A 20697-nucleotide genomic window follows, 5' to 3' on the forward strand; every position below is an offset into this window, starting at 1 on the left:
GAGCAGGGCACCGCACCCGATCCGGAGTCGCCGCACAGGCAACACCCGGATCGTCCGGTTCCAGAAGCACTCGCATCCAACGGAGCGTACCCGAGCGCGGCCCCGACTCCGGCCGGTGACGAATCACGCATAGGACACAACCCGGTATCGACGCAGACCGGCTGCACTGTGTGACAGCACACCCCAGAGCCCTGCCGCGATCCGACCGGAGGGCGTCAGTCGGGCCCCGCCCTCTCCCCGGCCCCCAGGTCGCGCGCCAGCAGCTCCTCCGCTTCCGCCGCGGTGAGCCACCTTCCGGAACGCAGCCACGCCCGCTTCAGATGCAGATGGACGTCTGCCTCCCAGGTGAAGCCCATACCGCCGTGCACCTGGAGACAGTCCCGGGCGTTACGCACGGCGGCCTCGTCGGCCAGCAGTTTGGCGCCCGCCGTCTCGACCGGGTCACCCGTCACGGCCGCCGCGTACACGGCGGCGCGGGCCAGTTCCGTACGTACCAGCATCTGGGCGCAAAGATGTTTGACCGCCTGGAAGGAACCGATCGCCACTCCGAACTGTTGACGTCCACGGGCGTGTTGCACCGCCGTTTCCGTGCTCATGGCGGCACTGCCGAGCTGCTCGGCGGCGGTGAGCAGGGCGCCCTCGTACCGCAGGGTGCGCGGGGACAGCTGAGGCAGTGCCTCCGTGCAGGTGACGGGCCGGGCCGGCCGGTGCAGCGCCGTGAGCGGGTCGACGGACCGCACGGCGACGGCCGCCGCCCTCGTGGAATCCCCCGCCGCCAGGGACACCGCGTCCCCCAGCACCAGCACCGCGTCGGCGCCGGCGAGGTCCGCGACCGGACCGCTCCGGTCCACGACGGTGACCACGGCCCGCCCCTCCGCGGCCCCCTTCACCACTCCCGCGGCCAGATGCGTGGCGACGAGGGGCCCCGGCAGCAGCACCCGGCCCGCCTCTTCGAACAGCAGGACGGATTCCGGCAGCCCGAGCCCCACCCCGCCCTCGGTCTCGGGCAGGCGCAGCGCGAAGAAGCCGGCCGCACCGAGCTCCGCCCACAACCCCCGGTCGACACCTCCGCCGCCCTCCGCCGCCGCCCGCATCCGCTCCCTGCCGAACCGCCCGGCCAGCAGCTCCCGCATCCCCGACCGCAGGGCCCGCTGGTCCTCCGAAAGCGAGAAGTCCACAGTCGCTCAGCGCCCCTTCGGCAGGCCGAGTATCCGCTCGGCGACGATGTTCCGCTGGATCTGCGAGGTGCCCGCGGCGATCGTGTACGAGAGCGAGGACAGCCGGTCCAGCACCCACTCCCGGTCGAGGTCCCACGCCTGCGCACCCAGCACCTCGGCCGCCGCCTCGTACAGCTCCTGACGCGCCTGCGAGTAGCGCAGCTTGAACACGGAGCCCCCGGCGCCCGGCACACCGCCGCTGCGCTCCGCCTCACTGACGTTCCACTGGGTGAGCCGCCACAGGGCCCGGAACTCGGCGTTCAGCCTGCCGAGCCTCCGGCGCAGCACGGCGTCGTCCCACCGCCCCGTCGCACGCGCCTCGTCCGCCAGTTCCGCCAGCGTGCGCCGGCAGGCGACGACCTCGCCGACGAAGGCGGTCCCGCGCTCGAAGGACAGCGTCACCATCGTCACGCGCCAGCCGTCGTTCTCCGCACCCACCCGGTTGCCGACCGGGATCCGCACCTCGTCGAGGAACACCTCGGCGAACTCCGTCGATCCGGCGAGCGTCCGCAGCGGCCGTACCGTCACGCCCGGGGCGTCCATGGGCATCGCGAGCCAGCTGATCCCCCGGTGCTTCGGCGCCCCGGGGTCCGTACGCACGAGCAGCTCGCACCAGTCGGCGACCTCCGCGTGCGAGGTCCAGATCTTCTGGCCGCTGACCACGTAGTGATCGCCGTCGCGCACCGCCCTGGTCCGCAGCGCCGCCAGGTCCGAACCGGCATCCGGCTCGGAGAAGCCCTGGCACCAGATCTCCTCGCCCCGCAGCACCGGCGGCAGCCAGCGGGCCCGCTGCTCCGCCGTCCCCTCCGCCGCCACGGTCGGCCCGGCGTGCAGCAGCCCGACGAAGTTCGCCCCGACGTACGGGGCCCCTGCCCTCTCCGTCTCCTCCAGGAAGATCAGCTGCCGGGTCGGGGTCGCGCCCTGCCCGCCCGCGTCGACGGGCCAGTGCAGCCCCGCGTACCCGGCGTCGTACAGCATCCGCTGCCAGGCCGCGTCGTACGCCCGCCGCCCGGGCCAGTCGTCGGGCGAGGGCTTGGCGGGCAGCCCGGGGAGCACCCCGTCGAGCCACTCGCGGAGCCGCGCCCGGAACGCGTCCTCCTCCTCGCTGTACGACAGATCGGTCACCGGTCGAGGTCCAGACCCAGCATCCGGATGGCGTTTCCGCGCATCAGTTTGTAGACGGTCTCGTCGTCCAGTCCCTTGACGTGGTCGAGCGCGACCTCCTTGGTGTGCGGGAACGTCGAGTCGACGTGGGGGTAGTCCGTCTCGAAGGTGGCGTTGTCCCGCCCCACGACGTCCAGGGAGGCCACCCCGTGCTTGTCGCGGAAGAAGCAGCAGAACATCTGCCGGTAGTAGTACGTGGAGGGCGGCTCGGGGATCAGGTCGCGCACCCCGCCCCACGCCCGGTGCTCCTCCCACACGTCGTCGGCGCGTTCGAGCGCGTACGGGATCCATCCCATCTGGCCCTCGCTGTACGCAAGCTTCAGCGTCGGGAACTTCACCAGCACCCCGCTGAACAGGAAGTCCATCATCGAGGCCATGGCGTTGTTGAAGGAGAGAGCGGCCTGCACGGCGGGAGGGGCGTCCGGGGAGGCGGCGGGCATCTGCGAGCTGGACCCGATGTGCATGTTCACGACCGTCCCGGTCTCCTGGCAGACCGCGAAGAACGGGTCCCAGTAGCCGGTGTGGATCGACGGCAGTCCCAGATGGGTGGGGATCTCCGAGAAGGTCACCGCCCGCACCCCGCGCGCCGCGTTCCGTCTGATCTCCGCCACCGCGAGACCGATGTCCCAGAGCGGGATGATGCAGAGCGGGATCAGCCGCCCGCCGCTGTCACCGCACCACTCCTCCACCATCCAGTCGTTGTAGGCGCGGACGCAGGCGAGCGCGACCTCCTTGTCGTGCGCCTCGGCGAAGGTCTGGCCGCAAAAGCGCGGGAACGTCGGGAAGCAGAGACTCGCCTCGACGTGGTTGAGGTCCATGTCCCTGAGCCGCTCGACCGGGTCCCAGCACCCCCGCCGCATCTCGGCCCTGGTGATGCCCTCCAGCGTCATGTCGTCGCGGTCGAAGCCGACCGCCGCGATGTTGCGCTTGTACGGGAACTTCAGGTCCTCGTAGATCCACCAGTCGGTGGGGGGCCCGTCCGGGTCCATCGTGATGACGTACCTGCCCGCCGTGTACGCCAGCTCGCCGATACCCGCGGTGAGCGGCTGCGGCCCGCGTTCGCGGTATCTCGCGGGCAGCCAGGTCGAGAAGAGGTGCGGCGGCTCGATCACGTGGTCGTCGACGCTGACGATCCGAGGCAGTTCCGTCATGGTGTCCCCTCCGGCGCACTCTGCACGTATCTGATGGTCCGTCAGATTCGGTTACGGCTCTCAGGCTAGCTCCGCACCCCTGGACCGACAAGGCGCGGAGTCCTACGCTCTCCGCACTATCTGACTACTCGTCAGCTACGAGGGGACCGACGTGACCGACACCGCACACGCCCTGGGCGCCTCCCGCACCTTCTGGGAACTGATCGAACGCCGGGCAGCCCTGACCCCGGAGCGCCCCGTGCTCCTCCAGGACGACCGCACCCTGACCTTCGGCGAGCTCAGGGAGCGCTGCGAGCGCGTCGCGGCCGGCCTGTACGGACTCGGCGTACGCCCCGGCAGCGTGGTCGCCTGGCAGCTGCCCACCCGCGTGGAGACCGTGCTGCTCTCCTTCGCGCTCACCCGCATCGGAGCCGTTCAGACGCCGGTGATCCCCTTCTACCGGGACCGCGAGGTGAGCTTCGCGCTCCGCGAGTCGAAGGCCGGGTTCTTCGCCGTACCCGGCACCTGGCGCGGGTTCGACCACACGGCGATGGCGCACCGGCTGTCGGCCGGGCTCCCCCGCCCGCCCCGCGTCCTCGAGGCGTACGACACACTCCCCGACGGCGATCCGGCCGTGCTGCCCCCACCACCGGCCGACGGCACGGCACCCCGCTGGATCTACTGGACCTCGGGCACGACCTCCGACCCCAAGGGCGTCCTGCACACCGACCGCAGCCTCATCGCGGGCGGCTCCTGCCTGGCCCACGCACTGCACCTCACGCCGCGGGACGTCGGCTCGATCGCGTTCCCGTTCGCCCACATCGGCGGCCCCGACTACGCCGTGATGCTGCTGCTCTACGGCTTCCCCGCCGTGCTCTTCGAGCAGTTCGCCCTGCCGGGTGCGCTCACGGAGTACCGGCGTCACGGGGTGACGGTGGCAGGCGGCTCGACCGCGTTCTACTCGATGTTCCTGACCGAGCAGCGCAAGGACCCCACGCGCCCTCTGATCCCCAGCCTGCGCCTGCTCGCGGGCGGCGGGGCGCCCAAACCGCCCGAGCTCCATCACGCGGTCGTACGGGAGATGGGCGTCCGGCTGACCCACGGCTACGGCATGACCGAGGTCCCCATGATCACCATGGGCTCACCGGACGACACGGCGGAGAACCTCGCCACCACGGAGGGCCGGCCGCCGGCCGGGATGGAGATACGGATCACGGACGGGGAGGGGAAAGCACTCCCCCACGGCACGGACGGCGAGGTGCGCCTGCGCGGCGAGGCCGTCTGCCAGGGCTATCTGGACCGGGGGACGCCGGCCTTCGACTCCGAGGGCTTCCTGGTCACGGGCGACATCGGACACCTGCGGGAGACCGGACACCTCGCGCTCACCGGCCGGATCAAGGACATCATCATCCGCAAGGGCGAGAACGTCTCCGCCAAGGAGATAGAAGACCTCCTGCACAGACACCCGGCCGTCGCCGACGCGGCGGTGATCGGCCTTCCGGACCCGGAGCGCGGCGAACGGGTCTGCGCGGTGATCGAGCAGCCCGCCGGAACCGCGCCGCCGACCCTGGCGGAGATCACCGGCTTCCTGCGCGCCGAGGGCCTCTCCCCGCACAAGCTGCCGGAACAGCTGGAGGTGCTGGAGGCACTGCCCCGTAACGAGGCCCTGCGCAAAGTGCTCAAGTACAAACTGCGCGAGAGGTTCGCCTGAGCCGGGGGTCCCCGCGGGGCCCCCGGCCGGGGCGGCCGGAGCCGCCTACGCGTCCGGCAGGATCACCGTGAAGTACGCCGCGAACGCGCCGACCGCCTCGGTCTCGGCCACCCGCCCGTCCCGGTCGGTGTCCAGCTGCCGCGCGGCGGCGGCCGCTGCCCCGGCGTCGGCACCCAGCACCCTCAGGGCCCGCTCGACGGCCTCCAGCGAGGCGGCCCCGTCGTTCTCGTTGTCGGCGACGGCGATCGCCGCGCGCAGGAAGGGCCTGGCGATCTCCGCGAAGCGCTCGGGGTTGTCACGGAGCCGCTTCACCGCCCCGCCGATGAACTCCTCGCGGGTGACCCGCTGGTCCCCGTCCACATCGGCGATGCCCGCCATGCCCTGCCAGAAGGCCTCGGCGCCCGTGTAGAGCGCCTGGCCCTTGTCACATCGGGCGGTCGTACCGAACTCCTTGAGCAGCCGTGCTGCCGCGGCGTTGAAATCGGCGCGATCGATATAGCCGTTGCCGTCCTGGTCGAAGGCGGCGAACCGGTGCGCGATCTTGCGCTCGTACTCTGCGCTGTCCATGCGGGGAGCGTACGACGCCCACGTCCGCGACGTGTCACTATCGCGGGCTACCGGTGTTACAACATGGCGTTTCATCGAGGTGTCACGCGGAGAGCGGATGGGCTTCCTCCATCGTCGCCGACTCCGCGTCCGGGTAGGTCTCGAAGAGCCGGCGCACTCCCAGGGCCCCGAGCACCTTGTTGACGTGGGAGCCGTCCTCCGCGCCGCGGGCCGGGAGGACCAGGCGCAGCCGGCCTCCGCAGGACTTCATCAGGCGGCGGGAGGCGATCAGCACGCCGACGCCGCTGGAGTCGCAGAAGAACACCCCTGTGAGATCGAGCACCACTTCATGCCGGCCCTCGGCCACCGCCTCGTGGACGGACTGGCGTACGACGGGTGAGCTCACGAGATCGAGTTCGCCGCGTATGCGCAGTACGGTCCATGGACCCTGTTCGGATTCGTCCACCTTCAGCGTCACGCGACTGGACCTCTCGTTCAGGGGAGTCCGGCGATTCGGAAGTTTGCGTTCCTTATCGCGGCTGCCCATCTCTATCACCGCGAAACGCCGAGCGGGGACAGTTTCCCCAAGGGCATGCCCTTAGCATCCGGCGCCCTCGCGGGTGCGTACTTGGGCTTACTTGGTGCAAAGCCCCTTCGCGGACGGTGCGCGCGACTACATTCGACGTGACGAGGGGTACAGGGCTGGGGGATTCATGGCAAAGGACGCACCACCCCGCTGGGACCGCAGGATGCAGCAGCGGCTGGCACGTGGCGAGGCGGCGGCGCTCGGAGAGCTGTACGACCGTTTCGCGTCACTCGTCCACAGTCAGGCCCACCGGATGCTGGACGACGAGGACGCCGCCGACCTGGTGACCCGCGAGGTCTTCGGCTACGTCTGGGAGAACCCGGACGCGTACGACCCGAAGCAGGGCTCGATGAGGTCCTGGGTGGCGAGGCTCACCCACCGCCAGTCCGTGCAGCGCCTGCGGAACGCGGAGCCCTCCCCGTACGGGGCCGCCGAGGACGACGAGGACGCCCCGGGTCCGCAGGACCTGGAGGAGCGCGTCCGCAGGGCCACGGCGGCGGCCCGCGCCGACTACATCGTGGCCTCGATGCCCGCTCCCCTGCGCGCCGCCCTGGAGCTCGCGTACATCCAGCGCCGGGACTACCGCCAGACCGCCGCCGACCTCGGAGTGACCGAGGACGAGGCCAGGCGGCGGCTGCGGCTCGGTCTCCAGCTGCTCTCCACCGCGAACGCCCGCCCGCTGGAGGGGTCGTCCCCGCCCGGATACGGGCGGTCCCTGTGAGCGGCGGTCACGGCGGCGGCAGCCGCGGGGGCGAGGAGCGCGACGAGGAGGTGCGGGGCGCCCGGCGCGTACCGGGCCCCCGGGCCGCCGTCGACGACTTCGACCTCCCGTCAGCCGTGCCCCCGCTCCCCCGGGCGCCCGCCGAACCCTCCCTCCCCGGCCCCCACGCCGAGGAGCCCGAGGGTCCCACCGAACGCCAGAGCCCCGCCGAGACCGAAGATCCCACCGAGCCCGAAGAGTCCGCACCAGCTCCGACCCCACCTGAACCGGAACCGGAATTCCCCGTGGCACCACCGTCCGCGCCCGCCCTCACCCACCGGGTCCTCAAGGCCCTGCTGGGCGCATGGGCCCTGGCCGCCTGCTCCGCCGAGGAGACCGCGGCCGTGGAGGAGCACCTCACCGGGTGCGCGCCCTGCGCGGACGAGGCCCTGCGCCTGCGCGACGCGGTGGGCCTCCTGCACACCGACCGCAGTCTGGACCTCGACCCGCTGCTCCGCTCCCGGGTCATCGAGGGCTGTCTGGGCCGCCGCCCTGCCAAGATCCCGGTACCGCCGTGGGCCACCCCGTACGACGCGGAGACCGCCCGGCTCGACGCCCTGCTCAGCGACATCGGCGATGCGGAGTGGCACGCCCCGGTCCGGCTGAGATGGTTCGAGGGCGAGCGCGCCGTCAACCGGAAGACGACGGTGGCCGGAGTGATAGGGCATCTGATGACCGTCGACGGCCTGGTCTCCACGGCGCTCGGCCTCGAAGATCCGCTGGGCGACGGCGAGCGGCCCCAGTCACCCGTCGAGCGGACCGAAACATACTGGGCAGCCGCTTATCGACCGCTGACCAGGACCGTCCGTGAGCCCTGGCGCGAGCAGAGCCACTCCCTCATCAGGTCGGCGTCCTTCGCCGGCCGCGGCGTCGCCGAACTCTCCGTCTCGTACGGGGACTTCGCCCTCCCGCTCCAGGACTCCCTGCTCGACCGGGCCTTCGAGTGCTGGGTGCACGGCGGGGACATCGCGGCGGCGGTGGACTATCCGTACGAGGCGCCCTCCCCGACGCATCTGCACCGGATGATCGACCTGGCCGCGCGGATGCTCCCGGCCGCGCTCGCCGGGCGCCGCCGTGCCGGCCTCGCGGGTCCGGCGCGCGAACTCGTCACGGCCGGCACCCCGGGCCGCTCGCTCCACCTGGAGGTCGAGGGCCTCGGCGGCGGCGACTGGTACATCGCACTGGACTCACCGGCCGCGGTCGGTTCCCCCGACCGCACGGTGGCGCAGGTCGCGCTCGACGGCGTGGAGTTCTGCCAGCTCGTCGCCGGCCACATCTCGCCGGTGGAAGCGGCGGCGGGCCAGGAGGGCGACCGCGAGGCCATCCGCGACGTGCTCTTCGCGGCGGCGGCCATGAGCCGTCTGTAGCGCCCGGGTACCGCTCGCGGGACCGGGACCTACGGGAAGACGACGGTGCGGCGGCCGTTCAGCAGGATGCGGCGCTCCGCATGCCACTTCACCGCGCGCGCCAGCGCCTGGCACTCCACGTCACGGCCGACGGCGACCAGCTGGTCCGGCGTGACGCCGTGACCGACGCGCTCGACCTCCTGCTCGATGATCGGCCCCTCGTCGAGGTCCGCCGTCACGTAGTGCGCGGTCGCGCCGATCAGCTTCACGCCCCGGGCATGGGCCTGGTGGTACGGCTTCGCGCCCTTGAAGCTCGGCAGGAACGAGTGGTGGATGTTGATGATCCGGCCGCTCAGCTGCTTGCAGAGGTCGTCCGAGAGGACCTGCATGTAGCGGGCGAGCACCACCAGTTCGACGCCCTCCTCCCGGACCAGCTCCAGCAGCTGCGCCTCCGCGTCCGCCTTGGTCTCCCTGGTCACCGGGATGTGCCGGAAGGGGACGCCGTAGGAGGCGACGAGCTCCGCGAAGTCCGTGTGGTTGGAGACGACGGCCGCGATCTCGACGGGCAGCGCGCCACTGCTCGACCGGAACAGCAGGTCGTTGAGGCAGTGCCCGAACTTGCTGACCATCAGGACGATCCGCATGCGCTCGAAGGAGCGGTGGATCTGCCAGTCCATCCGGAAAGAGTCGCCGATCGCCGCGAAGCTGGCCCGCAGTTTCTCCGCCGTCACTCCGGCGTCCGCCGTGAAGTGGACGCGCATGAAGAACAGACCGGTGTCGTGGTCCCCGAACTGCTGGCTGTCCTCGATGTTGCAGCCGGTCATGAAGAGATAACTCGACACGGCGTGCACGATGCCCTTTTTGTCCGGGCAGGAGAGCGTGAGGATGTACTGCTCGGACTCGGCGTCCGAGGCAGCGGCGGGGACGTTATCGGCAGGCTGCGGCGCGGTCATGCCCGTAGGGTGCCACACCCGCTCCGTCTCAGGCCGATCTGGTCATGATGCGGAGCACGTCCAGCGAGTGGGGCGGAGTGTCCGGGTCCTCGCCGTCGTTCGTGGCGAGCATCACATGGGCGTCGCGGGCGGCCCGTACGGCCTCCGGCCAGCCGTGGTGCTCCAGGTAGGCGGACACCGGGGCGTCGGCGCCGACCTGGTGCATGATCCGCAGCACCCGGAGCGCGGCGACGTCCACGAGGGCGGCCTCGCCGGAGTCACGGAAGATCGTGCCGACGTATTTCTCGGCCGACCAGTTGTCCAGCCAGGTGTCCTCGACCAGGCGGTACACGGCGTCGGTGACGTCGCCGTACCCCTCCCGGCCGGCCAGCCAGCAGTCATGGTGGAAGACGGGGTCGGAAAGCATGTGCAGCGCCGAGCGCACATTGCTGCGCCAGCGCCACCAGGGCATGTCGTTGAGCGGCATGCCGCCCATGGTGGAGGAGCGACGGCCGCGACGGGAAGTGTTCTCCGAACCTTGCTGCACGGTGGTCGATCGTACGTTCCCTTCAGTCGTGTGCGTACGGCCCCCCGTAATTCACCTGGACGTCACCGAGCGTTGCGCGGAGCACACTGCGGCGTTACCCCGGGCCCGGAAATGTTCATGCCCATGACCGGACGGCGACGCCTCACCCCACTCCGCCCCTTCCGACTCCTCACCGCCACGGCCGTCGCCGGGGCGGTGCTCACCTCCGGCTGCGGCGTACTCCCAGGCTCCTCGGGGGGCTCCCGGGAGCCCGTGACGGTGATGACCTGGACCCCCGACCGCGCACCCGACGGCTCGCCGCACGCGATGGCCGGCGTCTCGGCCATGGCGACGGCGTACGCCCGCTGGGTCAACGAGAAGGGCGGCATCGACGGTCACGAACTGCGCGTGATCACCTGCGACGAGGGCGACACCCTGCTCGGCGCGGGCCGGTGTGCCCGCGAGGCCGTGAAGCAGGACGCCGTGGCGGTGGTCGGTTCCTACAGCCGGCACGGACAGGCGTTCATGGCTCCGCTGGAAGCCGCCGGCATCCCGTACGTCGGCGGTTACGGCGCCTCCACCGAGGAGTTCACGAGCTACAACTCCTACCCCGTCAACGGCGGCCAGTCGGCGCTCCTGGCGGGCAACGGCAAGCAGCTGGCGGCCGGTTGCGAGCAGGTCTCCCTGGTACGCCCGGACTCGATCAGCGGCGACGGTATGCCGACGCTCCTCAACACCAGTCTCGTGGAGTCCCGTCGGCCCAAGTCCGTCGACATCCTGGCGCCGGAGGAGGCCACCTCGTACGACGCCCAGGCCGCCCGGGCACTGGAGGCCGGTGACGGCTGTGTGACCGCGGTGCTCGGCGACCGTACGGAGACGTTCTTCGACTCCTTCCGCCGGCTCGAACCGGAGGGCAGCCGCGTACGCGTCTCGTCGGTCCTCGGCAGTGTCGGCCAGCCGCTCATCGACCGGACGGGCGGGCGGAACAGCCCCTTCGAGGGTGCGTACGTCACCGGCTGGTACCCGGACTCGAACGACTCCCGCTGGGCGGAGATGCGCCGGGTGATCCGCCAGTTCGCGTTCGCCGACAACCGGGTGGACCCGGAGGACACCGGGGTGCAGACCACCTGGATCGCGTACACCGTGCTGCGGGCGGTCATCGAGGAGATCGACGCGTCGCGGATCACGCCCGGGAAGGTGTCCGCCAGCCTCAACCGGGGCACCGAGGTGGACACCGGCGGGCTCACGCCGGTGCTGCGCTGGCGCTTCAAGGACATGCTCGGCACCTCGGCGTACCCGCGCATCATCAACGGGCGGGTGACGTTCCAGGTGGTCCGCGAGGGCCGTCTCGTCGCCGAGCGGAAGGGCTTCGTGGACGTCTCGGAGACCCTGTCGGACGCCTGGGGCGTCAGCTGACGCCGGCGTGACGCGGACGGCCCGGCCCGGAGATCCGGGCCGGGCCGTCCGACGTCACGCCATGACGGGTCAGAGGTCCTGCGGGGTGCGCTTGGGCAGCGCGTACTTCGCGGCGATGGAGTTCCACAGGGTGGACGCCTGCCGCTTGGCCGTGGTGGCCTCGCCGCTGCGCACGGTGGCCTGCGCCGTCTCGTTGGTCGACCTGGCGTGGCCGCCCTTGCAGATCTTCTTGTTGTTCTTGGCCTGCACGGCCCACGCGGCGTAATGGTCGTCGGCCGACGCGGACGCCTGCCACGCCTTCGTCAGGGAGGACGACAGCGCGGCGTGCTGCGGCAGCTTGTCGATGGTGAGCTCGCCGAGCCGCGTCACCAGGTCGCGGCGCTGCTGGGCCGCCCCCTTCAGATCGTTCGCGGCCTGGTCCAGGGCCTGGCACGACTTGATCTTCTCGACCGCGCTGATCACGGCCGACCGGCTGTTGTTGCTGTCGGCGAGCAGCTTGTCGAGAGCCTTGGCCTGCGGCTCGGCGGGGTCCGCCGCAGGCTCCGTGCTGGGCTGGGCGGCGGCCGAACTCTGCGAGGCCACCGGCTTCTTGTCGTCCGGCTCCTCGTCGCCGCCGCTCATCAGGGCGCCCGCACCGAGTCCGATGACGGCACACCCGATGACGACGGCGGCGATCAGCGGGACGTGCGCGGACCGCTTGCGCCGCGGTTCCTGGTCGTACTCCGGCTCCGGCATCCCCTGGGCGCCCTGGAGGCCCCCGAGCCCGGACTGGTAGCCCTGAGGGCCGTGCGGCTGCTGGGGCGGCTGCTGGTACTGGCCCGGCTGCTGCGGCCGGCCCTGCTGCTGCGAGGAGTCGAAGTGCGGCATCTGCTGCGTCGCGCCCGAAGGCGCCTCGCTGCGGAAGAGGTTGTCGAACTCGGCCGGCGGCGGGCGCTCACCGGGCGTCCCGGGCCTGATCCCGTACGGGGCTCCGCCGGGCACCGGGGGTATGAGCTGCGTCGCGTCGGCCTCGCCCGGAGCGGCCTGCCCCAGGTACGTCGTCGACTCGGCGGGACGCTCGGGCGGCAGCCCGCCGGGACCGGAACCGCCGGGCACGGGCGCGATGAACTGCGTGGCGTCGGCGTCCCCGCCCGCCCCCGGAGCGAGCCCCGGCACGGCCTCCGGCGGCAGCGGCTGCGCGTACGGCAGGGGCTGCGACGGGTTCTGTCCGTGGGGCTGGGGCTGGTACCCGCCGCCCTGCGGCTGCTGCCCGCCCTGGTACGGCTCCTGGTGCTGGTGCCGGCCCTGGTCCTGCTGCGGCGCGTACGGGCCCTGCTGGTACTGGCCCGGCTGCTGGTACTGGCCCGGCTGCGCCGGATACTCCCCCGGCTGCGGCTGCGCCGGGGCGTTCCCGTACGGACCTGGCAGGCCGCCCGCGTACGGCTGTGCGGGCGGCAGCTGCCCGGGCGCCGGGGCCTCCGGAAGCTGCGGCTGACCGCCCTGGGGCCCCCAGGGCGATCCCCACGGCTGTCCTCCCGCGGGGACGGCCTGATCGGCCGGCCCTGCCGCGGGCGGGGCCGCGTTCCACGGGGCACCGCCCTCCGCGGGCAGCACGACACCTTCGTGCGCGGGCCGTACAGCAGGGTTCTGCTGTTCGTCACCCTGTCCGCTCTGCGTCACCGGGACTCCTACGTGTCAACCTACGGAATCGTCGGCTCACGCTATCGGGTGGCTGCCGCACTCCGCCAAGCGCGTGATGCCGCTCACCACCCCTTCACACGGGAGCGTGCACCCCGCCGCCCCTGATCACCCCGGCGGACGGCCCTTCCGCACCGCCTCTCAGGCCGCCTGGAGCTCCAGCCGGGCGCCGAACTCACGGACCGCGGGCTCGCTCCCGTAGGGCACGAGCCGCTGCTGGAAGTCATCGAGGTACTCCGCGCCCCGGCTGGAACGCACCGTCGCCAGCAGCTCCATCGCACGGGTCCCCGTGTGGCACGCCTGCTCCACCTCCCTCATCTGCACCTGCGCGGTCGCCAGCAGCACCAGTCCGATGCCCCTGCGCCTGGCCTTGGTCTCCGGCAGCGCGGCCAGCGCCTCCGTCGCCCGGCGGGCCGCCGCCTCGCCCTGCACGAGATCGCGGTGGCAGTGCGCCAGTTCGTCCGCGAGGTAGCCCGCGTCGAAGTGGGCGATCCACGGCGGGTCGTCACCGCTGTCGCCGTCCGCGTGCTCCAGCGCCGTCAGCGCGCGGCCCGCCACCACCTGGCACGTACGGGCGTCGCCCAGCAGGGCGTGCCCACGCGCCTCGGCGGCGAAGAACATCGCCTCGGTCCGCGGGGTCACCCGGCCCCGCGCACCCTCCTGAGCGGCCCGCGCCAGCTGGGCGATCTCCCTCGGGTTGCCGAGCTGGGCGGCGAGATGGCTCATCGAGGCGGCCAGCACGTAACCGCCGTAGGCCCGGTCGCCCGCCGCCTGGGCCAGCCGCAGCGCCTGGATGTAGTACCGCTGGGCGAGCCCGGGCTGCCCGGTGTCCACCGCCATGTACCCGGCAAGCTCCGTGAGCCGTGCCACGGCACCGAACAGCTCCCGGCCGACCGCCTCGCGGTACGCCCCCGAAAGCAGCCCGGACACCACGCTGTTGAGGTAGTGCACCAGGACCGGCCGCACGTGTCCGCTGCCGAACCGGTGGTCGAGGTCGACGAGAGCGGCCGTCATCGCCCGCACCGCCGCCACATCGGGCATACCGACGCGGGCGCCCGCGGTCCGGGCGACCTGTGGGTCCGCTCCCGTGATCAGCCAGTCGCGGCTGGGTTCGACGAGTGCCGACGCCGCCACCGCCGTTCCGGAGAGCAGATCGCGCCGCCCCACGTCGCTGCGCCACAGCTCGCTGACCTGCTCGATGGCGCCGAGCACGGTCGGGGCGAACTGGAGGCCGACGCCGGAGGCGAGGTTCTTGCCGTTGGCCATGCCGATCTCGTCGACCGTGACCGTACGGCCCAGCTTGCGGCCGAGCGCCTCGGCGATGATTCCCGGTGCCCTGCCGCGTGGTTGCTGTCCGCGCAGCCACCGGGCGACGGACGTCTTGTCGTAGCGGAGGTCGAGTCCGCGCTCCGCCCCGACCATGTTCACGCGGCGGGCGAGGCCCGCGTTCGAGCAGGCGGCTTCCTGAATGAGTGTCTGGAGCCTTTCGTTCGGCTGGCGGGCGACGAGAGGTCTGGCTGCCATGTTTCCCCCTGGGACCGCAGTGATAGGTGGAGGTGATCACTGCCCGGCACATATACAAGAAATGCGCATATTCATCGGCATTCGGTAGGAGCTGTCGCTGTTTGTCGGCACGGGTCATCGCACAGTCCTGTATGTGGCTACCCGCACATCGATGCGCCGCCGCACGCGCGCCCCCGTCCATGCCTCGATGCGCCCCATATGCAGGATCGATGCACCGTGACCGGGTTCGCCGCGCCCGTAACCCCAGGTGGCGGCGGGAGTTGTGCTGTTCGTGGAAGAGCCCATCGGAGTCACGGAAACCGCACAGGTCCCCAAACAGCGAGGTGAACAGCTGCTCGACGCCGCGGTGCGTTATGCGGAGGAGCGGCACTGGGACGTGTTCCCGGGCACCTGGCTGGAAGCAGTCGAGGGGGTGGAGCGCTGCTCGTGCGGGGACACCGACTGCGTCGCCGCCGGAGCCCATCCCACCCGGCCGGACTGGGCGGGCCAGGCGACAGGCAGCGCGGCGGCGGCCCGCCGGATGTGGTCCAAACAGCCGACGTCCTCGATCCTCATGCCGACCGGGCGCACCTTCGACGCGATCGACGTCCCGGAGTCCGCCGGTTTCCTGGCCCTCGCCAGGATGGAGCGGATGGCGCTGACGCTCGGCCCCGTCACCTGCACCCCCGACCGCCGGATGCTGTTCTTCGTGCTCCCCGGAGCCGCCGCCAAGGCCCCCGAACTCGTACGGAACCTCGGGTGGAACGTCGACACCATCGACCTGGTGGGCCGCGGCGACGGTCATTACGTGGCCGGTCCGCCGACCCGGCTCGGCGGGCGCGGAGCGGTGCAGTGGGCCCGGCGCCCCACCCCCGCCAACCGGTGGCTGCCGGACGCGGAGGAGCTGATCAGCCCGCTCGCCTACGCCTGTGCGCGGGAGGCTGCGGACGCCAAGGCGCGCCTTTCGTAGGGTGGTCCCCACAATCGGGGATATCGAAAGGCCGTGCCATGCCTGACCGGGCAGAAGCAGTTGAGACATCGGGAACGTTCGAGGCGGACGGGACTGTTGCGGCGGGCGGTGCGCGGACGGCGCCGCCCGCCGTCCGTGTCCAGGGCCTGTGGAAGCGGTTCGGGGATCAGATCGCTGTCGCGGGAATCGATCTGGAGCTGCCCGCGGGCAAGTTCATCGGACTCGTGGGACCCAACGGCGCGGGGAAGACCACCACGCTCTCGATGGTGACGGGACTGCTGCGGCCCGACATGGGGAAGATCGAGGTCGGCGGCCACGACGTGTGGCTGGACCCGGTCGAGGTGAAGTCCCGCATCGGGGTGCTCCCGGAGGGGCTGCGCCTCTTCGAGCGGCTCTCCGGACGCGAACTCCTCGCCTACATGGGCCGGTTGCGCGGGCTCCCGGGCGCCGAGGTGGACAAGCGGGCCACCCAGCTGCTCGACGTACTGGATCTGGCGGGCGCGCAGCACAAGCTGGTCGTGGACTACTCGACCGGTATGCGGAAGAAGATCGGGCTCGCCGCCGCGCTGCTGCACAACCCTGAAGTGCTCTTCCTCGACGAGCCGTTCGAGGGTGTCGACCCGGTGTCCGCACAGACGATCCGCGGGGTGCTGGAGCGGTACACCCGGTCCGGCGCGACCGTCGTCTTCTCCAGCCATGTGATGGAACTGGTCGAGTCGCTGTGCGACTGGGTGGCCGTCATGGCCGCCGGCCGAATCCGCGCCCAGGGCACGCTCGCGGAGGTACGGGGCGACGCCCCCTCCCTCCAGAGCGCCTTCCTGGAGCTGGTCGGCGCCGCGGGCGGCCGTGACGCCGGTGACTCCCTGGACTGGCTGGGTGGCACCCGATGACCGTGCTCGACGCCCCCGTGGGGACCGCCGCCCCGGCCGGCCGGGCGGAGGGGCTCGTCCCCGTCTTCGTCCGGCTCAAACTGACGCTGCTGCGCAACGGGCTGCGCCAGTCGTCCGGCCGGAAGGCCGCGTACGTCGCGTCCATGGTCTTCTCGCTGCTGCTGGCCCTCGGCCAGGTGATCGGCCTGATCGCCTTGCGCGGCAACGCCCACGCGACGGCCCTCGTGGTGCTGCTGACCGGGGTGATGGCGCTCGGCTGGGCCGTGATGCCGCTGTTCTTCCCGAGCGGCGACGAGACACTCGACCCGAGCCGTCTGGTCATGCTTCCGCTGCGCCCCCGCCCGCTCATCGGCGCCCTGCTGGTGGCCTCGATGGTCGGCATCGGCCCGCTGTTCACCCTCTGCCTGGCCCTCGGCTCGGTCGCTGCGGTGGCGCACGGGGCGGCGGCCGCGGTGACCGGGGTGGTGGCGGTCCCCCTGACGCTGCTGGTCTGTGTCGCGCTCGCGCGGTCCGTCGCCACGGCCAACGTCCGGCTGCTGACCTCCCGCAAGGGGCGTGACCTGGCGGTCCTCAGCGGGCTGGTGATCGCGGTGGGCTTCCAGTTCGTCAACTTCGGTATGCAGCGGCTCGGTCAGGCCGGCGGGCTCGCCTCCCTGGAACCGGCCGCGGACGTGGTGGGCTGGCTGCCGCCCGCCTCGGCGATCGGCGCGGTGAGCTCCGCGTCGGAAGGGGCGTACGGACGGGCCGCGCTGCAACTGCTGCTCTCCGCGGTGGCGCTGGCCGTCCTCGTGTGGCTGTGGCAGCGGAGCCTGACGAAGCTGATGACGGCACCCGACGGATCCACGCTCGCGGCGGCCGCACCGGCCCGCACCAAGTCCGGCACGGGCCGCTCCGGACTCTTCGGACTGCTCCCCGAAGGCCGCACGGGCACGGTGATGGAGCGCAGTCTGCGCTACATCGTGCGGGACCCGAAGACGAAGGCGACCTGGGTGGCGGCGCTGGCCGTCGGCCTGCTCGTCCCGCTGCTCAACGCACTGCAGGGCACCGGCTCGGTCTACCTGGCGTGCTTCGCGGCCGGAATGCTCGGCATCCAGATGTACAACCAGTTCGGCCAGGACACCTCGGCCTTCTGGATGGTCTCCCTGACGATCTCGTCGACCCGTGACGCCTACGTCGAACTCCGGGCACGCGCGCTGGCGTTGCTGCTGATCACGCTGCCGTACACGGTGCTGGTGACCGTGGTGACGGCTGCGGTGCTCAAGGACTGGCGAAAACTGCCGGAGGTGATGGGCCTGTCCTTCGCCATCCTGGGAGCGATGCTGGCGACCGGCGCGCTGGCGTCCGCGCTGTACCCGTACTCGATCCCGCAGGACGGCGCGTTCAAGAACGTGGCGCCGGGGCAGGCAGGGCTCGCCTGGATCTCGATCCTCGGCGGCATGGTGTCGGCCCTGCTGCTCTGCGCGCCGGTGATCACCCTCACCATCGTGCTGCGTACGAGCGACATGCCGGGCCGGCTGTGGCCGGTGCTGCCGGTGGGGGCCGTGTACGGGGTGCTCATCGCCTGGGCGGGGCTCCGGCTGGCCGCGCCCCGTACGGCACGCCGGCTTCCGGAGATCCTGGCCGCGGTCAGCAAGGGCTGACCACGGCCGGGGGACGGTCGGGGCCTCGTCGGTGGGGAGGACCGGGGGTACGGATGCGGTGGGGTCAGGCTTGATGCATGGGGGTCGGGCGGGAGTCGCGGCAGGGCGTACGCCGGAACCGGCGCGGTCACACCGCCCGGCCCGGCGCGTGTGCCGCCCGGTCCGGTGTCGTCATGGCGAGACCGGTTCGCGGTTGTCCCGGGTGTCCTCGGCGAGCTGCTCCAGGAAGGGCTCCACGGCGGCCCGCCAGCCCTCCGGCCGGTCGTAGTGGACGAGATGGCCGGCGTCCGCGACCTCCGCGTACTGCCCGCGCGGCAGGACGCGGACCATCTCCTGGGCCTCGGCCCTCCCCAGCTCGCCGTCGATGCCGCGCAGGACCAGGGCAGGGCAGCGGACCTGGGCCAGCTCGTCCCAGTGCGCCTCGTAGACCCAGGTCGCGCGGGACTCCAGCATCTGCCGGCGGGAGAAGACGGGGCGCCAGCCGTCGGCCCGCTCCGCCATCACCTCGGCGAAGAACTCGCCACGGGCGGGATTGGGCCGCTCCACCCAGGGGTCGTCCTCGCCGAACCACTTGCGCACGTCGGCGAGGGTCGCGAAGGGGACGGGCCAGGCGTTGAACCAGTCCTCCCATTCCCGCTGGGAGGCGGCGCCGAGGGCGGAGGCCCGCATGTCGCAGATGACCAGGGCCCGGACGAGATCGGGGCGCTTCGCGGCGAGTTGCCAGGCAGTGAGGGCGCCCATCGAATGTCCGATGAGGGTGACGGGGGCGAGACCGAGCTGTTCGATGGCGGCCTCGGCATCCGCGACGTAGGCATCGCGTGAGAACGGGCCTTCGGCCGGCTTGTCGCTGCGGCCGTGTCCGCGCTGATCGAGCCCGAAGGCCCGGTGGCGCTCGGCGAGCCAGCGGGCCGTGGAGGCCCAGTGGGCGGCCCGCCCCATCAGCCCGTGCAGCATTAAGATCCCCGGCGCACGCGCCGCCTCCGCGTGTTCCTTGGGCGGATCGGCGAACTCCCACGCCGCGAGACGCACCCCGTCGTAGCCCGTCACATCGATGCGCCGCACCATAGCCCTGGCACCCCCTTCTCGTTCTCGGTCACCCGTGGTCGCGTCACGCCAGGCTATCGAACTCTTATTCGAAAACCGCGTTCTGGCTCACAACACCCCTCGTTCGAGTGACCACGCCCAAGGATTGGCACCGTCCGCCCTGGGGAGATCTTCTGCGGGGGGCGGGCCGCTCGGGGACAACGGTCCGTCGAGGCCGATCTTGAGAGCTCGGGGCTCCGGATCGGCGAAGGGGAGGACGGGCTCCGGTGCTCATGGGCGCCGGGGCCCGCCCCCGTTGTGGAGCGGGGTGTTCCGACGCCGCGGACGGCGGCCCGGTCGGGCAGGAGGGCGGCCGGGGCCGTCACGACCGGGGGCCGGGCGCTCTCCAGCGGCGTTCGTGCCCGTCCTGCTCGTGTCCCTGCGAGAACGCGGGCGTCCATGAGTGCGGCGGACACCTCGCGGCGCACGTGCCAGTACGACGGGCGCATTCCCTGCTCCCTCCCCGACCGCGCGGCCCGGACCGAATCGATCCCGCCGACACCCTCAGGTCATATGCCTGGCCACAGCCTGGCACGCGATCCGTCCGGGCGCTGCAATTCCGGACGGAAAACAGAAAGCGGGCGTTACGGTCCGGTCACCGAACCTCCGGCAAACCGTCGCCGTACCGCCACGCCACCGCTCCGGGACACGCTCCGCGCCCCTTTCCCACCTGGCCCGCGCCCCGGTGAGACATGTACTCAGCGCTTGGACAACACCTGCTCAGCGCCTGTCCGGCGCCAGGTCAGCGCTTCGCTACGAAGACGTGCGAAGCGACCTCGTCGTCCAGCTCGGCCGCCTCGCCACTGGAGCCGACCAGCACGCCGCCGGGCGACGCCGTCACGCTGACCACCGAGCCGGGCTGCACACCCGCGCGCCTCAGCGTGTACATCAGCTGGGCGTCGGTCTGGATCGGCTCACCGATCCGGCGCACCACGACGGTCTTGCCGTCGGTGCCCGGGTCCAGCTCGGCCAGGCTCACCATGCTGGCGTCCAGGAACGGATCGGCCTCGGCCTTCTCGCCCAGCTCCTCAAGACCCGGGATCGGATTCCCGTACGGAGACTCCGTGGGGTGCCGCAGCAACTCCAGCACCCGGCGCTCCACCGCCTCGCTCATGACGTGCTCCCAGCGGCAGGCCTCCGCGTGGACCTGCTCCCACTCCAGGCCGATGACGTCGACGAGCAGGCACTCGGCGAGCCGGTGCTTGCGCATGACGCGGGTCGCGAGGCGGCGGCCCTCCTCGGTCAGTTCCAGATGGCGGTCACCCGCGACCTGGACCAGCCCGTCGCGTTCCATCCGCGCCACCGTCTGGCTGACCGTCGGACCGCTCTGGTCCAGCCGTTCAGCGATCCGGGCGCGCATAGGGACGACGCCTTCCTCTTCGAGCTCGAGGATGGTGCGGAGATACATCTCCGTGGTATCGATCAGTCCGGACATACGTGCCCCTCGATGCTGTGACATGAAGTCGTCGTGCGATGGCCCTGCACCAATTCTGACGCATACAGCCGACAACCGTGCCGCGCCGGCCGAAGAGCGTGCGCCACAGGGCCCTTCGCGGTATTGACAGGTAACTGGTCCAGACCGCAACGTGATCGGCGGCAC

General features: G+C 71.7%; 18 protein-coding genes. 7 read left to right on the top strand and 11 right to left on the bottom strand.

Annotation, left to right across the window (positions count from 1 at the left end):
• Positions 1 to 215: 215 nt before the first annotated feature.
• The 3 genes from AB0C82_RS05345 to AB0C82_RS05355 are packed head-to-tail and all read right to left on the bottom strand — an operon-like array spanning position 216 to position 3532.
• Positions 216 to 1178 (bottom strand): acyl-CoA dehydrogenase family protein, encoded by a 963-nt coding sequence (locus AB0C82_RS05345; protein WP_362836422.1) that lies wholly within the window; start codon positions 1176 to 1178, stop codon positions 216 to 218.
• Between the two features lie 6 nt (positions 1179 to 1184).
• Positions 1185 to 2342, bottom strand: coding sequence for an acyl-CoA dehydrogenase (locus AB0C82_RS05350; protein ID WP_362836424.1), 1158 nt, complete (start codon positions 2340 to 2342; stop codon positions 1185 to 1187).
• Positions 2339 to 3532 (bottom strand): amidohydrolase family protein, encoded by a 1194-nt coding sequence (locus tag AB0C82_RS05355; RefSeq protein WP_362836426.1) that lies wholly within the window; start codon positions 3530 to 3532, stop codon positions 2339 to 2341. The genes AB0C82_RS05350 and AB0C82_RS05355 overlap by 4 nt, the downstream gene beginning before the upstream one ends.
• Before the next feature lie 151 nt (positions 3533 to 3683).
• Here AB0C82_RS05355 and AB0C82_RS05360 point away from each other — a divergent pair, with 151 nt between their 5' ends.
• A complete protein-coding gene (locus AB0C82_RS05360; RefSeq protein ID WP_362836428.1) occupies positions 3684 to 5222 on the top strand; it encodes an AMP-binding protein in 1539 nt (512 codons plus the stop codon).
• A 45-nt stretch (positions 5223 to 5267) separates the two neighbouring features.
• Here AB0C82_RS05360 and AB0C82_RS05365 read toward each other — a convergent pair whose 3' ends face one another.
• Both AB0C82_RS05365 and AB0C82_RS05370 read right to left on the bottom strand, forming a co-directional pair.
• A complete protein-coding gene (locus AB0C82_RS05365) occupies positions 5268 to 5789 on the bottom strand; it encodes an EF-hand domain-containing protein (protein ID WP_362836430.1) in 522 nt (173 codons plus the stop codon).
• Between the two features lie 82 nt (positions 5790 to 5871).
• Entirely contained in the window at positions 5872 to 6246 is a 375-nt protein-coding gene (locus AB0C82_RS05370) for an STAS domain-containing protein (protein WP_362836432.1), read from the bottom strand.
• Between the two features lie 235 nt (positions 6247 to 6481).
• On the opposite strand from AB0C82_RS05370, the gene AB0C82_RS05375 reads away from it, so the two are divergent.
• Together AB0C82_RS05375 and AB0C82_RS05380 are read left to right on the top strand one after the other, a co-directional pair.
• Complete coding sequence (locus AB0C82_RS05375) at positions 6482 to 7075, top strand: sigma-70 family RNA polymerase sigma factor (protein ID WP_362836434.1); 594 nt, start codon at positions 6482 to 6484, stop codon at positions 7073 to 7075.
• Positions 7072 to 8481 carry a zf-HC2 domain-containing protein gene (locus tag AB0C82_RS05380; protein WP_362836436.1) on the top strand — a complete coding sequence of 470 codons (1410 nt, stop codon included), beginning with the start codon at positions 7072 to 7074 and terminating at the stop codon, positions 8479 to 8481. Before AB0C82_RS05375 ends, AB0C82_RS05380 begins: the two co-directional genes overlap by 4 nt.
• 29 nt (positions 8482 to 8510) lie before the next feature.
• Here the strand turns inward: AB0C82_RS05380 and purU are convergent, their stop codons facing one another.
• The gene (gene purU, locus AB0C82_RS05385; protein WP_362836438.1) at positions 8511 to 9413 is read right to left on the bottom strand and encodes a formyltetrahydrofolate deformylase; all 903 of its coding nucleotides are present in this window, start codon (positions 9411 to 9413) and stop codon (positions 8511 to 8513) included.
• Positions 9414 to 9441: 28 nt separating this feature from the next.
• A complete protein-coding gene (locus AB0C82_RS05390) occupies positions 9442 to 9888 on the bottom strand; it encodes a hypothetical protein (RefSeq protein ID WP_362837071.1) in 447 nt (148 codons plus the stop codon).
• A gap of 174 nt (positions 9889 to 10062) precedes the next feature.
• On the opposite strand from AB0C82_RS05390, the gene AB0C82_RS05395 reads away from it, so the two are divergent.
• On the top strand, positions 10063 to 11334 hold the full coding sequence (locus tag AB0C82_RS05395) for an ABC transporter substrate-binding protein (protein WP_362836440.1): 1272 nt from the start codon (positions 10063 to 10065) through the stop codon (positions 11332 to 11334).
• Between the two features lie 69 nt (positions 11335 to 11403).
• On the opposite strand, the gene AB0C82_RS05400 is transcribed toward AB0C82_RS05395, so the two are convergent.
• The gene (locus AB0C82_RS05400) at positions 11404 to 12993 is read right to left on the bottom strand and encodes a hypothetical protein (RefSeq protein ID WP_362836442.1); all 1590 of its coding nucleotides are present in this window, start codon (positions 12991 to 12993) and stop codon (positions 11404 to 11406) included.
• A gap of 159 nt (positions 12994 to 13152) precedes the next feature.
• Complete coding sequence (locus AB0C82_RS05405) at positions 13153 to 14535, bottom strand: transcriptional regulator (protein WP_362836444.1); 1383 nt, start codon at positions 14533 to 14535, stop codon at positions 13153 to 13155.
• A 262-nt stretch (positions 14536 to 14797) separates the two neighbouring features.
• Here AB0C82_RS05405 and AB0C82_RS05410 point away from each other — a divergent pair, with 262 nt between their 5' ends.
• From AB0C82_RS05410 to AB0C82_RS05420, 3 genes are read left to right on the top strand one after another with little or no spacing between them, the layout of a single operon-like run.
• Entirely contained in the window at positions 14798 to 15484 is a 687-nt protein-coding gene (locus tag AB0C82_RS05410; RefSeq protein WP_362836446.1) for a bifunctional DNA primase/polymerase, read from the top strand.
• A 38-nt stretch (positions 15485 to 15522) separates the two neighbouring features.
• The gene (locus AB0C82_RS05415) at positions 15523 to 16374 is read left to right on the top strand and encodes an ABC transporter ATP-binding protein (protein WP_362836448.1); all 852 of its coding nucleotides are present in this window, start codon (positions 15523 to 15525) and stop codon (positions 16372 to 16374) included.
• Positions 16371 to 18014, top strand: coding sequence for a transporter (locus AB0C82_RS05420; RefSeq protein ID WP_362836450.1), 1644 nt, complete (start codon positions 16371 to 16373; stop codon positions 18012 to 18014). The genes AB0C82_RS05415 and AB0C82_RS05420 overlap by 4 nt, the downstream gene beginning before the upstream one ends.
• Positions 18015 to 18185: 171 nt before the next feature.
• On the opposite strand, the gene AB0C82_RS05425 is transcribed toward AB0C82_RS05420, so the two are convergent.
• Positions 18186 to 19079 carry an alpha/beta hydrolase gene (locus AB0C82_RS05425; RefSeq protein ID WP_362836452.1) on the bottom strand — a complete coding sequence of 298 codons (894 nt, stop codon included), beginning with the start codon at positions 19077 to 19079 and terminating at the stop codon, positions 18186 to 18188.
• A 760-nt stretch (positions 19080 to 19839) separates the two neighbouring features.
• Positions 19840 to 20532 carry a metal-dependent transcriptional regulator gene (locus AB0C82_RS05430; protein WP_362836454.1) on the bottom strand — a complete coding sequence of 231 codons (693 nt, stop codon included), beginning with the start codon at positions 20530 to 20532 and terminating at the stop codon, positions 19840 to 19842.
• Between the last annotated feature and the right edge of the window lie 165 nt (positions 20533 to 20697).

The sequence above is a fragment of the Streptomyces sp. NPDC048560 genome, from assembly GCF_040650955.1.
Classification (GTDB): domain Bacteria; phylum Actinomycetota; class Actinomycetes; order Streptomycetales; family Streptomycetaceae; genus Streptomyces.